Annotated in this window: 7 protein-coding genes; 4 read left to right on the forward strand and 3 right to left on the reverse strand. The window is 34.7% G+C overall.

The features are described from left to right. Positions 1-610: 610 nt before the first annotated feature. From CHSO_RS23810 to CHSO_RS23820, 3 genes are all read right to left on the reverse strand, one after another. Positions 611-5,191 carry a T9SS type A sorting domain-containing protein gene (locus CHSO_RS23810; protein WP_144429028.1) on the reverse strand — a complete coding sequence of 1,527 codons (4,581 nt, stop codon included), beginning with the start codon at positions 5,189-5,191 and terminating at the stop codon, positions 611-613. Between the two features lie 577 nt (positions 5,192-5,768). Further along, positions 5,769-6,923 (reverse strand): hypothetical protein, encoded by a 1,155-nt coding sequence (locus tag CHSO_RS23815; protein WP_045501276.1) that lies wholly within the window; start codon positions 6,921-6,923, stop codon positions 5,769-5,771. A gap of 12 nt (positions 6,924-6,935) precedes the next feature. Next, positions 6,936-7,928: a hypothetical protein gene (locus CHSO_RS23820; protein ID WP_045501277.1), complete on the reverse strand. Its 993-nt coding sequence runs from the start codon at positions 7,926-7,928 to the stop codon at positions 6,936-6,938. Between the two features lie 172 nt (positions 7,929-8,100). On the opposite strand from CHSO_RS23820, the gene CHSO_RS23825 reads away from it, so the two are divergent. From CHSO_RS23825 to CHSO_RS23840, 4 genes are read left to right on the forward strand one after another with little or no spacing between them, the layout of a single operon-like run. Next, positions 8,101-11,754: an MMPL family transporter gene (locus tag CHSO_RS23825; protein WP_045501278.1), complete on the forward strand. Its 3,654-nt coding sequence runs from the start codon at positions 8,101-8,103 to the stop codon at positions 11,752-11,754. 42 nt (positions 11,755-11,796) lie between these two features. Further along, on the forward strand, positions 11,797-12,711 hold the full coding sequence (locus CHSO_RS23830; RefSeq protein WP_045501279.1) for a hypothetical protein: 915 nt from the start codon (positions 11,797-11,799) through the stop codon (positions 12,709-12,711). 1 nt (position 12,712) lies between these two features. Beyond that, the gene (locus tag CHSO_RS23835) at positions 12,713-13,852 is read left to right on the forward strand and encodes a beta-ketoacyl-ACP synthase III (RefSeq protein ID WP_045501280.1); all 1,140 of its coding nucleotides are present in this window, start codon (positions 12,713-12,715) and stop codon (positions 13,850-13,852) included. Continuing rightward, a complete protein-coding gene (locus tag CHSO_RS23840; protein ID WP_045501281.1) occupies positions 13,852-14,283 on the forward strand; it encodes a hypothetical protein in 432 nt (143 codons plus the stop codon). The genes CHSO_RS23835 and CHSO_RS23840 overlap by 1 nt, the downstream gene beginning before the upstream one ends. Positions 14,284-14,285 lie beyond the last annotated feature (2 nt).

Consider the following 14,285-nt stretch of genomic DNA (forward strand, 5'->3'; position numbering starts at 1 on the left):
TCAGATGAAACTGATCTTTAAAGTCTTAACAAAAATAGAAAAAAAATATATTCCCACAATAGAGATATTCTATATTTGAAAAACCTGTGAAATAAATCAAAAACAGGTGATTTAGGATATCATAAAGCTTATTTGTTATAAATAATATATAAAAAATGCTGTTCTACTTGAATAAAGTAAAGAACGTTCCCTATTTTTTAGATTTTCCTTCTCCGAATTTGAGTCAACGATAAAAAGTTATTATTGATAATTTTTAAAGAGTATTCTAATATTCTTGTGATATTAGATTGAGGCAATTTCTTTAAAAATTTTCAAAAAAGCTTTAAGGGCAGCCCCATGTCAATTCCCAGTTCATATAATAGAATACATTTTGTGTTTTAATACTGTTACTTTGGAACGATGCACAAGTAATTAATTCCACAAAATGAATTATTCATAAGACTATAATTATGAGCAATAACAAGGGTATCAAAAGGGTTCTCTTCAAAAGGTTTACAAAACTGATTTATGAACATTTGGATAAGATGAGAACAAATATTAAATATTTTAAATTCTATAAAAAAAACCGTCTCAAAAACTGAGACGGTTTCAAATTTCACATTAATTCATATTATTCTTTGATAATCTTTACTATGGTTTCAGAATTGTTGATTCTTACTAAATAGGCTCCGGATAATAAAGAAGAAAGATCAGTCTGTTCATTTTCAAACTTACCTGATTTTATCATCTGGCCAGACATATTATAAATCTGGTAATAATACTCTTTAACCCTTTCATTCCCTTTGATGTATAATATACTTTTCACAGGGTTAGGGAATAACTCAAATTTATTTTGGGTTATTTTATCCTCAATTACAGACTTTGCTAAAACATTCGTTGCTCTAGCCGCAGACAATGAGGTAATCTGCAGTTTAGGAATTGGGCCTAACTCATTTCCGTTTTCATCATATTGTACTTTAACACAACGGCAGTTTTGAGCAAAATATGGATCAGCATTACTACTGAATGAAATTAAGTAATTTCCGATATACTGTATCTCCGTTCTTAATGCTCTTCCTGTATAATTAGAACCTAAAGCTCCTAACCAAAAACCTCCATACACGTAATCAATAGCATTGAAATCCGGAGAAGCAGGACTTGCTTCTATGGTATTTCGCCCCCCCCTTACTCCCAAATTGGCAAAGCTTCCTATATTATAAGCTACATCACCAAAAGAATATGCAATAGCAGCGGAACTATAGGGACTTCTGTTGATTCTTGTTCCTCCATAATTATTAGGAATGCTGATTCCTCCAGTAGGTTTATAAAAAGGACTCGTCCCTACATTGGTATTGGATACTCCTGTTGGATCGGGAATTCTCCATCCTTCAGGACAAGGATCGAAAGGAGACTTTTTACCGCCTCTTCCCCATCTTTCCGGAGCCAGGTTAGGTTCATTTGCCAACCAGTCTGCTCCATTGGTATGATTAGTATCCGCTGATTTCGTGGTCATGTTAGGAACCATAAAGATCATTGGATTTTTCACGGAATAGGATAACACCTTGCTGATTTTATCCGCTACTTTATCTGTAGCCAATACATTCGCCTGTACAGAATAATCAGGATACTTTTTAAGATAGGAATCCGAATAATAAGTTGCAGCAGCAAGTGTTGTATACGTAACACTTCCATTGGCCTGTACCGTTCCTAAATAAACAGGAATAGAGTTTCTGTTAGCATTTACAAAAACAGGCAGCGGGTCTTTTCTACCCCATTGGAAGTGTAAGCCTCCGGTAGAAGTCGTTTTATTAGTTTCTGCAATAGCCTGGTTAGCCCCAAGATCTCTATCCATTATTCCTGTTTTGATAACTTCACCAGGCTTGATGTAATTGATATAGTTAACAGCGGCCTGGTTAGGTAATTCAGTAACATAGCTAACTGAACTGATAGGCGTATTGGTTACCCAAATATGCCAGCTCCAGTAAATAGGATTGGTGATGCTTCCATTATGCAGCGTAACCACAGCATTCCCTGATTGGTTCGGAGCAATCTTAACATTAATATTGGTGTTAGAAATATCAGCCAACGAAGTGGGAGCAGCATTAGAAAGTGCAATATTACTGATTAAGCCAGTAGCAGTAGACCACAGTACATTAACTTTCAGATTATTGAAATTCGATGGATTCAGAATATCAGGATTGTTAAGCAGCTTGCTTTGAGCAGAGAATGCTTTACTGATTGGGATCTGAATAGTAGATTCTACTGTATTCTTCACAACAGTATACGAGTTAGGATTGTTTAATCCTTCAGCATATTCTACCACATTATTAAAGTATTCGGTAGGGAAATTATAATTATTAACTTCATACAAAGGATCTTTAATACATCTGCATCCATGAGCTGCGGAAGTTACTCCCCCAGTTATAGGATAATATTGATATCTTCCTGTGATGGAAGGTAAAGAAGGATCAGGGACATCCGGCTGGTCTCTGTCCGGAATCATATGGAAACTTCTGGCTGAAACGGAAGATGTTGCATCGAAAAACCTAGTCATTGTTGCAGTCCATAAATACGTTTCATGCTGATCTGTATACTGTCCTTCATGGTAATTCCTTACAAGCATACCTGTACCTGGGAATATTCCCATGTTATTCCCTCCTACATTGCTTAGATCTACTCCCACATTGTTGTAAATTTTAAAACCTTTCATATAAGCAGGAGCACTGTTATCATTTGGTTTAATGATATGATACTTATTGGCTTCAAAAGCATTGATGGATATATTATTCTTAACACCAAACGGACTAAAGTCCACTCTTACATTATCAATATAGCTTGTATCTCCTAAATTGGCAACCAATACAGAAGGTATTCTCCATCCGTTAGGACATGGATCAAAAGGAGATTTATCTCTATATGGATTGGCACTATTGTCATTACTCAAATCTCCATTTGTAATAAAGCCTTTTGAATTATCAGACCACAAGTTTAATTCGCTTAATCTATTGGCAGGTAACGTTATTGAATTACCAAACCAGTTCACCTGAAGATTGGCATTGTTATTATAAAGCGCCTGTCCCGAATTATCATCCTTATTTACATAAATTAAGCTTAGCGGATTTTTAATAGATAAACGGAGGTTATTGGGAACTGTTGCATTGGATAATGTTACCGTTTTAATTAAATTATCGATCTTCTGTGAACCATTCGCCATATTTCTGGACTGTCTGTGTCTTATCCTTCCAACAGATCCTGAAGCTTCATAAAAGTCATTTCCTTTGTATACCAATGGAGGAATCGGATCTTTTCTTCCCCATTGGTACAGCAGACCTCCGTTTTTGTTAAATTCAGTTCCAGTGATCGTATTGCTTAAAGCTCCAAGATTTCTGTCCATCCATCCCCAGTCTGAATCAGGGATTAATTCTACAGTTCCGTCAGTCCTTTGTCTTTTCACCCTATCAAAACTCTTATATGTTGAACCGTTTGTAGGGTCGTCAGTAACCCATACGTGCCACGACCAGAAGACCTCTCCGTTTACTTTGTAAGCGATTACAGCATTTCCTTCTTTCGTTTTGTTGATCGGAACTTTTATCTTTGCCTCTTCTCCCGAGCCTATAATTTCCAAACTGTAATTTTCTCCGGATTTTATTAATCCATGGATATCTTCCCAATATACATCTGCAGTTACAGCACCGGCCGGGATAGGATTTCCGCCCATAAGAGGATTGGAGTTCCACATTGTATATGCCTTTTTTACAGGAATATAAAGACCATCTACTTCAGCATTGGTTTTCTTATCCTTACCCGTGAAGATATAACTGTTTGGAGCTTTGGACCAGTCTCCATAGTCAGATACAGCTCCGGAGTTAATCGTAAAGCAGGCAACAGGGCATTCCTCAGTAACCGGGTTGGTAAAAATTCCTACATACTTTATAAACTTATTGATCTCGCTTTCTATATCCATCAAAGGTCTTGATGGACCGTTCCAGCTATTGATTACTTTTCTGTTTCTGATAGCACCTACACCATACAATGATGCCTGAGAAGTATTACTTAATGAAAAATTCTCAGAACCGGGACCTCTCTGCTTGCCATTAAGAGGTGGATACCCAAAATCATTGGTCGTATTGTAGTTGCTTAGCGCAGAAAGAGCAATATATTGTCCGTTGGCTTTATAAACTCTTAATCCTGTAACCTTACTGATCACAATAACAACAGGCTGCTGATTGGCAAATACATCGCCTAATTTTTCATTGATATAGTTATAAAGGCTATAATATCTGTTAACAAGAGCATTAGGCTTGGTAAAATCCAGATATCCCCTGCCTAAATCCTCACCTCCATCAGACGCTAGTAAAAACCAGTTACTGAAGTTGATAAAGAAACTTTCATTGGAAAATTTTCCCGCAAACATATACACCGGATCATGATAAGAGAACTCGAAAGGACTGGTATTACTGTTCTGATAAATATATTTCTGCGAACTTGCTATTGTAGGAAGGTTATTCGGGTTTGTAATGTTAATTACCGGTGAACTGGTATTGGAATTATCTAATGCGGCATTCCCCTGGAAAGACAAAACAATATCATCCAGTTTTCTTACCAGATGCTGGGAAGTCACCCTGTCTTTAACCCCTGAAACGGTTCCATTCGGATTATACACTACAGTTCCATTCTTTTTAGGGGTAAACAGAAGGGTGTACTGGTTTTCATCCAGATCACAGTTCCCATAAGTATAATCCGATTGCTTGTAGTGGTTTACCGTTTTATTCCATGTAACTGATGTCCAATTTGTCACCGTTTCATTTGAGCTTAATTCAATTTTAACGGAATGTGCACTCAAAACTGATGACGGCAGCTCGAAATTGGCGGTAAGTTCTTCATCATAGTCATAATTCCCTGCAAAAGTTTTACACCATAAAGATACCCAGTTGTTTTGGGCATCTTTGTACTTGATGGTAACCTTTACATCTCCTGCGGTAGTGGGTTTTTGAAAGTTTCCTTTCATAACTACCAATCCCTTCTCATTCACATTTTGTGAAATGATGATAAGAGGATCCAGATCATAGACACTTGGAGGTAAATTTGCCCCATATTTGAATCCAATACTGGTGTCAATAGGCTTGGGAACGGATGGCGTCCTAGCCCAGGCATGAGATACTGCAATACAAATTATTGCAGCAAAAATCTTTAAGATGAACCTATTTTTCATACCAAAAGAATTAAAAAGTGTTTTAGAAGGTAAGATGAATGTATCATCCAAATAATATTTTGAAAATCAGATAGAATTCAAAACACTATCACAACCCTAACTTTGTCGACAAGTCAGGATCGTAAATTTATTACCTGGAAAATAGGGTATGTTAAATCAGATTCTTATGAATAATTTTAAGAGGCTGCGAACAGAGTAATCTGTAAATAGGCAGAACGTAATTTTTTATGATTACGTGTTTTTAGTTTTCTGGCTATGTGTTTTAGAAATCCTTAAAAATTCCAGATATAGCTTATCTTTAAATTTTTAACGAAGTTACCAAAAAAAATAAAAAAAAATCTCATAATAGAGAAATTCTATTTTTGAATAAAAATAGATCATAAATGAAATATAAACAATTTACACCATCATAAACATCATTTGCAGTGAAAATATTTAAAAAATACCACCAGTAAAATTGAAAAAATAAATAAACCACATCGCTGTTTTTTACATTTTTCCTGTTTTAGATTAATTATAATAAGCTAATTTAAAATGTATTTTAATAGTCTTATGGGGTTAAATCCAATTGTTTTTTCTAAAAAAATTTCAACAAAAGTTTTAGAGGCAATCCCACATCAAGGCCCAACTCATATGATGGAACACGATAAACAAAGTCAGCAATAAGAACAAGTGAAACAAAAATTATATTTTTATTATTCACCAAAGATCTGTCCATTATTTTTACATCACCTTTCCTATCAGGAAGCTGGAAAATTAGGATAATGAAAAAAAGAATAAAGTGATTATACAACCATCTTCCCACATCAATAGCGATTAAAATCAGAGGAATTGTCAATATAATCAAAATAGAAAAAGTGATTAATAAAAGTCTCTTATTAGAAAGTTCCTGTTTCTTAATGATGAAAATATAATAGAGTATGAAGAATAACTCTAGTGTGAAACTCACCACATAAAGACTGACTGTATTGAAATGCTCTCTATAATACTGAATCTTAATCAGTTCATTTTCTTTCCATTGAAAAATGTTTGAATCCTGTAGGTTAATACCACATTCCTTAACAAGCTGAAGTGTATAGCCATAATCCGGGTTCATATTTCCCATAAAAAAAATGAATACCGCCGGAATAAAAAAAGCCAATACTATTTTAAGACTCTTTTGAATGTCTAATTTCCTGCTATGAAGGAACAGAATAAATAAAAAATAAGGAGCATAAAAAATAAAACTCTCATGAATAAAAACGGACAAAGAGAAAGAAATCAATAGAATAATTTCTCTAAATCCAGAATATTTATTCTTTATTAAAAAGTAAGTAAATATGGAGAAAAGCAACCATAAAATCCCATCTTTTCTAGAGCCAATTGCCGCATCGGAAAGAAAACCCCACAAACAAAATGGGGTAAGAAATAAGAAAACGTCTATAATATTGGTTTGCTTTACCTTAAATAGTAATGACAAAAGATAAAAAAACAAGATATAAACGATTGCCTGAGCTGCAAAAACAGAATACTGTAATTTTATGGAGAATGAATCATAAAAGAAAACAAAAACAGTTCCCAGAAGCCCTCTCCTTTTAAATCCTCCATCCTGATAATTTATCAACCAATCCGCAAAAGCAAACCCATTACATGCATAATAGGCAAATCCAATTTTAAATAAACAAAGAATAGTAACCGCTATAAGGTACCATCCTAATTTAAATCCTTCCAGTGCTTTTTTTATCGAACTCATTTATTATGAATTTCACTGTTTTGGTATTATATTTTTAAACTGATGGGAAGCCACTACAATTCCTGTAAGAATCAATGGTAAAAAAAGTCTTGTTTCCCAGAAAAGGCCTACCATAGCAATCATTATCAGATAAGGAATGGCAAAGAAAAGATACTTTCTGAGGAGCATTTTTCCTTTATCATTACACAACAGGTAACTGAAATATAAACTTATTATTCCAAACAGAAGACCGCTCAGGTTAAAAGGACTGCTGAAATTATCAAGGAAATAAATTCCTTCCACAAAAGAAACATCCTGATGAATCGTTATTCTAAGTCCAGCATAAGGAACAATAAAAGCAATCACCAAAAAGATAAGTTCTTTGATAAAAGTAAAATCTTTATTTTTTAATTTTTCAAAATCAATGCACATTGCGGCGAAGAAAGAAATATTCAGGCATGAAGTTTCTCTTGCCAGCGTAGAAATAAATACCACCGCGCATAAAAGAATAAAATCTGTAAGCTTCCTGTGCTCTAGAAATTTCAATGTGAGTAGTGCTCCCCAAAGATAAAAGAAGATGGCAATAGAATCACAGTTGGTGGGAACATACTGTATAATAACCATAAAAAATATCGCCAGCAGATGGATCATTCTTCTGATCGTAAGAGGCAAGGCACCTAGCTTAAGAAGCGCATGCAGAACAGCTGAAGACAGTATAAAAAAGAAACTGTTAATCAGAAAAATACTATGGTAAAATAACGTTCCCTGCTTTAAAAGAAAGTTTTTCAGAAAGGGAATATAATTGTTTACAATGAAAGTCACTATTTCTGTAACATGTACACTCAGATAATTGGGAATTACCCTGTAAGCATATACAGAAGCAAACATAAAATCAGGAGCCTTTTCCATGGTTTTCAATCTTACATAGGAAGACTCAAAGCCATAGTAAGCCATCGCAAACAGCAGAAACGGGAGTACTGCTACAAATAGAAATCCGTTTATTTTTTCATCATTTTTTTTCAACATATCAAAAAACAGATTCTTATTTTTTTAATAATAATTATGGTTTAAAATATATTTCATCAAAAGGGAACTTTTACAAAAGTAGAATATTTTATTGATTTTCAGACAAAACTTATCCTGAATTATTTTGATGTAATTCTTAAAAATTTAAATTTGCAGACTTGATTCAAACGTAATGCATCGCTTTTTTATATTTTTATATTATCTGATTTCCAGAAACAAAATTCTTTCTGTTTTTACAGCGTTAGGAATTGCTCTCTTATGCCTTTTCTTTGCTTCTAAGATTAACTTTGAGGAAGACATTAACCAGATTATCCCTAAAAATGAAAAATCAGATCTTACTGCAAAAGTTCTTAAACAGCTTAATTTTTCGGATAAGATTATTGTTATCATAGAAAACAAGTCCCATGAAGACAGCTTCCAGCTTTCTGAAACCGCAGATACTTTTTTACAAAAAACAGAGCCTTTACAAAAGTATATTGGTTCTATTCAAGGGAAAGTAAATGATAATGAAATCTCTGAAACCTTTGATTTTGTGAATCAAAACCTGCCATTATTCCTCAATGAAAATGATTATAAAGAGATTGAAAGGAAACTTCAAAAAGACAGCATTGCTAAACAGGTAGAGGACAATTATATATCATTGGTTTCCCCTACCAGCCTTGTCACTAAGGAATTTATTAAAAAAGATCCACTTGGATTAACCTTTTTAGGAATCAAAAAATTAAACGCCCTCAACATCAGTAAGGATTTCAAACTGGAAGACAGCTATATTGTAACCAAAGATGGCAAAAATCTTCTGCTCTTCATTGAACCTAAAAATAAAAGTAATGATACAAAGGCCAATGAGGCTTTTGTGGACCAGCTCAATACCATAAAAGACAATCTCAATAAACAGTTCAAGGGAAAAACTGAGATCAGTTATTTTGGCTCTCCTATGATTGCGGTGGCAAATGCCAAACAGATTAAAAAAGATATTCAGAATACGGTTGTAATTTCCATGACCGTACTTTTGGTCTTGCTGATTTATTATTTCAGGAACTTCTTTACCCCAATCATTGTCTTCCTTCCTACAGTCTTCTCTGTTTTACTGGCGTTGTTGGTGTTATACTTTATTAAGGATAAAATCTCGGCCATTTCATTGAGTGTAGGAGCCATTCTCATAGGAATTACCATAGATTATGCCCTGCATATTCTTACCCATTACAAGCACAATAATAATATTGAGGAACTTTATAAAGAAATCACCCAGCCTATTATTTTGAGCAGTGCTACGACTGCGGTTTCCTTTTTATGTCTGGTATTTGTAAGATCTGAAGCGTTAAAGGATCTGGGACTTTTTGCTGCCATCACGGTTATTCTATCTTCCATTAGCGCGTTGATTATTGTTCCGCAGCTTTATAAGCCTAAACAGGCTAAAGAGAAACTGAATACCAACTTCATTGATAAAATCGGATCATATCCGTATGAAAAAAACAAACCTTTGATTATTGGATGTTCCATCATTATTCTAGCATGTTTGTTTGGATTCAGGCATGTAGGCTTTAATGAAGATATTGGGGATCTGAATTACATTCCGAAAGAAATGAAAATCAGTGAGGCTAAACTTCAGAAACTATCGGATATTACTTCAAAATCCATTTATACGATTTCTTATGGAAACTCTGAAGAGCAGGCGTTGGCAAGAAACTCTCAATTAAGCACCTTCCTGGAACAAGAGAAAAAAGAGGGTAAAATCCTAAGCTATAACTCGATCGGAAGCATTGTTCTGTCTGAAAAAGATCAGCAAAAGAAAATTGAGGAATGGAAAAAATTCTGGAATGATCATAAAAAGAATCAAACAGTTTCTGAGCTCATCAGCAATGGAAACAAATTTGGGTTCAACAGTTCAGCTTTTGACAATTTCAATGAGGTTTTAAATAAAAACTACGCTACATTAGATATCAAGGACTATGAAAAGGTGAAAGCACTCCAGATTTCAGAGTTCATGAGCAATGAAAATAATTTTTATACGGTTTCCAATGTAGTAAAGGTTGATGAGAAAAAAAGGGATGCTTTCATTAAGGATATTGAAAAGAAACATAATGCCATTGCGATTGACCGTCAGCAGATGAATGAGAACTTTTTAGGTCTATTAAAAAGAGATTTCAATACGTTGATTAATTATTCTCTTCTGGCTATTATTTTAACGATCATTGTCTTCTTCAGGAACTTCGAACTTACTATTCTTACCATGTTTCCTATTGTTCTTACAGGAGTGGTAACCGCCGGAATTTTATATTTCTTAGGGCTGGAATTAAATATTTTCAGTACAGTAGTTTGTACACTAGTCTTTGGAGTAGGAGATGATTTCAGTATTTTCCTTACACAGGCCATGCAAAAAGAGCATACCACAGGGAAAAATGAGCTTCCGACTTACAGAACATCAATTATCTTAGCCGTATTTACAACCATTTTATCTATCGGATCTTTAATTTTCGCTCAACATCCGGCTTTACATTCATTGGCTTTGGTTGCCCTGATCGGAATGTTCTCTGTAATTATCATTACTTCTACTCTATACCCGTTCTGGTTTAGATTATTGATTACCAACAGAGCAAAAAAAGGACTTTCACCTATTACATTCAGATTATTGATAGTCTCAGTAATCAGCTTTTTATATTATGGACTTGGTGGAATGATATTTTCCGCCATAGGAAGCTTCTTTGTGAAAAATTCAAAGGGGAAAACACTGAATATTATCAAACTTATTTTGGCCAAGTTTTTAACTTCTGTTCTCTATTCGAATCCATTTGTAAAGAAAAAGGTCATTCCAAATCCAAATGAAGACTTTAGTAAACCGGCAGTAATTATTGCCAATCATACTTCTTTTCTGGATACTCTGGCTATTGCCATGGCAACCCATAAAATCATTTATTTAGTGAATGACTGGGTATACAAGTCTCCGGTTTTCGGAAAGCTGGTAAGAGCATTAGGCTTTTATCCGGTTTCTCAAGGTATTGAAAACGGAATGGATCAATTGAAGGAAAAAATTGCACAGGGATATTCTCTTGTTGTTTTTCCGGAGGCAGAACGTTCTTATTCCAATGATGTAAAAAGATTCCATAAAGGAGCATTCTATCTTGCAGAACAATTCGGATTAGATGTTCTTCCTTTATACATTCATGGAAATTCGGAGGTATTACCAAAAGGGGATTTTATTATCTATGACGGAAGCATCACAGTAAAAGTAGGTGACAGAATCAGTAAAGAGGATCTGAACTTTGGTGAAAATTATTCTGAAAGAACAAAAAAGATCAATGCTTACTACAGAAAGGAGTTTGCTAAGCTGAGGGAAGAAATTGAAGATGAAAATTATTTTAAAAAGCAGTTATTCCTAAGCTATTTATATAAGGATAATGAAGTAGTGACAGCAGTAAAGAAAGACTTCAATGCCAATAAATCGGTTTACTTTGAGCTGAATAAACATATTGCTGGGGATGCCAACATTCTGCATATTGCTGATGATTTTGGACAAAAAGATACTTTACTTACCCTTTATCAGGCCAGCAGAAGAATTTTTTCTTGGATTAGAAATGAGAATAAAAGAGCAACAGCCGCCCATAATTATCTGGTAAAAAGGAGAAAAATAAACTATATAAAAGATTTGTCTGAAGTGAATAAGAAGATTGATGTTCTTCTGGTTTCTGATGACAGTTTTAATATCAAGGATATTGAGATTTTTCCTGAGACCATCATCTTCATCAATACCACAAACAAGGTGATAGAAAGTGAAAATTATATATTAGAGTTTAGTTCTGAATCGTTAAAAGTATTTAAAACTAAATAATAAATATGAAAAACATATTTTTGTAAACACTAAAAAGATTCCATGAAAAAAAATATACTTGTCATATATTATTCTCAAACCGGCCAGCTGGAGGATATTGTGAGAAATATTGCCAAGCCTTTTGAAGCTCAAAAGGAAGAATATGATATTACCTATTATAATATTAAGCTAAAGGAAGACTTTCCTTTTCCCTGGCCAAGTGATGTTTTTTTCAACACCTTTCCGGAATCTTATTTACAAATACCTAAGGAAATTGTACCGCCTTCAGAAGAAATACTGAACAAAAAGTACGACCTCATCCTGTTCGGATATCAGGTATGGTACCTCACACCCTCTATCCCGATTATTTCATTTTTGAAAAGTGGCTATGCAGAACGTATCCTGAAAGATACTCCTGTAGTTACCATTTCCGGAACCCGAAATATGTGGATGCTTTCCCAGGAAAAACTGAAAATATACTTAAGAGATTTAAAAGCCCAACTTGTGGGAAACATTGCATTAGTAGACCGGCATGACAATTATACCAGCGTGCTGACTATTCTTCGCTGGCTGACCACAGGACAAAAGGAAAAATCAGGTATGCTGCCGGCAGCGGGAGTTTCGGAGGAAGAAATTACAGGTTCTGTAAAATATGGAGAGATCATCGAAAAGCATTTTAGAAACAATGACCTGGAAAATTTACAACCGGATCTTGTAAAAAATGGCGCTATTGAAATCCGTCCGTTTTTAGTACGTGTAGAAAAGGTAGGGAACAAGATTTTCACAGTATGGTCTCATCTGATTATCAAGAAAAAAGAGAAACGCCCATTGCTGATAAAATTCTTTAAGGTATATTTGATGGCTGCGATATGGATCATCTCACCTGTCGTTTTGGTGTTACACCTGCTTACAACCCCTATATTTTGGTTTAAAAGACAAAAACAAAAAAGATATTTACAAGGAATTAATTTAAAATAGAATGTACGACGTATTTATAACAAAAGCTTCAAAATTTTTACCCAATGAACCGGTATCAAATGAGGAAATGGAAACATATCTGGGGCTTATCAATGACGCACCTTCTAAAGCCAGATCACTTATTTTAAGAAATAATAAAATCACTACAAGATATTACGCTTTAGATAAAGAAGGAAACCCTACGCATACCAATGCACAGCTAACGGCAAAGGCAATTGAAGGACTTTTTGATGAAAATTTCAAAAAGGAAGATATGAAGTTATTATCCGTAGGAACTACTTCTCCGGATCAGATTCAGCCTTCACATGCCTCTATGGTTCACGGTGAACTGAACATTGGGAAATCTATTGAAATCAATACAGCAACCGGACTTTGCAACTCAGGGATGAATGCCCTTAACTACGGATTCCTTTCTGTAAGAGCCGGTGTACAGGAAAGTGCTGTATGTGCTGGTTCCGAAAGAATGTCTGCATGGATGACTGCTGATAAATTCAACCATGAAGCTGAAAATTTAAAATTATTAGAAGAAAGACCTATTATTGCTTTCAAAAGAGAATTTCTTAGATGGATGCTTTCTGACGGAGCAGGTGCTTTCCTATTAGAAAATAAACCTAGAGAAAACGAAATTTCTTTAAGAGTGGAATTCATTGATTTCTATTCCTACGCTCACGAGATCGAAGCATGTATGTATGCGGGATGTGAGAAGCAGGAAGACGGAAGCTTAAAATCATGGGCAGATTATCCATCTGATTCCTGGTTGAAGGATTCTATTTTTGCTATTAAACAAGACACTAAAATCCTTGATAAATATATTCTGGTAAAAGGTGCAGAAAGCTTAAGAGCTTCTTTTGATAAACATCATCTAGATACTGAAAAAATTGACCACGTGCTGGCTCACATCTCTTCAGGATATTTCAAAGATGGATTGAAAGAAGAATTCGCTAAAAAAGGAATGGATTTCCCAGCAGAAAAATGGTTCTATAATCTTTCTGACATAGGAAACATCGGGGCCGGATCTATCTTCGTAGCATTAGAGGAACTGATGAACTCCGGAACATTGAAAAAAGGAGAGAAAGTACTTCTTTGCGTTCCTGAAAGTGGAAGATTTGCCTATTCTTGCTCATTATTAACAGTCTGCTAATGGAAAACAGACTGCCAACATCCGATAAAGATTTTGTACAAAGCCTTATCCCGCAACGTGCGCCATTTGTTATGGTACATGAGCTTTCAGAATATTCTGAAAGCCATCTGATTTCCGGTTTTGAAATAAAAGAAGATAATCTTTTTGTTCATGACGGATTTTTTCAGGCTTCCGGACTTATTGAGCATCAGGCACAAAGTGTAGCGCTTCATACGGGATATAAGTATTATCTGCTTGGAAAAGATGCTCCTACAGGATATATTGGTGCCATTAAATCTTTTGAAGCCGAAATATTGCCTAAAATTGGGGATCAGCTGAGATCTGAGGTAACCATCCTCAATGAAGTAATGGGAGTAACGCTTGTAGACATTGTCACCAAATTAAATGGTGAAGTCATTGCAAAATCTCAAATGAAAACTGCTGTAAAATAACT

The organism is Chryseobacterium sp. StRB126 (assembly GCF_000829375.1).
Lineage (GTDB): Bacteria > Bacteroidota > Bacteroidia > Flavobacteriales > Weeksellaceae > Chryseobacterium.

What these genes read in the sequence shown, in the direction of transcription:
- CHSO_RS23810 (WP_144429028.1), bottom strand. Translation starts at nt 5,191, where the DNA reads ATGAAAAATAGGTTCATCTTAAAGATTTTTGCTGCAATAATTTGTATT.
- CHSO_RS23815 (WP_045501276.1), bottom strand. Translation starts at nt 6,923, where the DNA reads ATGAGTTCGATAAAAAAAGCACTGGAAGGATTTAAATTAGGATGGTAC.
- CHSO_RS23820 (WP_045501277.1), bottom strand. Translation starts at nt 7,928, where the DNA reads ATGTTGAAAAAAAATGATGAAAAAATAAACGGATTTCTATTTGTAGCA.
- CHSO_RS23825 (WP_045501278.1), top strand. Translation starts at nt 8,101, where the DNA reads ATGCATCGCTTTTTTATATTTTTATATTATCTGATTTCCAGAAACAAA.
- CHSO_RS23830 (WP_045501279.1), top strand. Translation starts at nt 11,797, where the DNA reads ATGAAAAAAAATATACTTGTCATATATTATTCTCAAACCGGCCAGCTG.
- CHSO_RS23835 (WP_045501280.1), top strand. Translation starts at nt 12,713, where the DNA reads ATGTACGACGTATTTATAACAAAAGCTTCAAAATTTTTACCCAATGAA.
- CHSO_RS23840 (WP_045501281.1), top strand. Translation starts at nt 13,852, where the DNA reads ATGGAAAACAGACTGCCAACATCCGATAAAGATTTTGTACAAAGCCTT.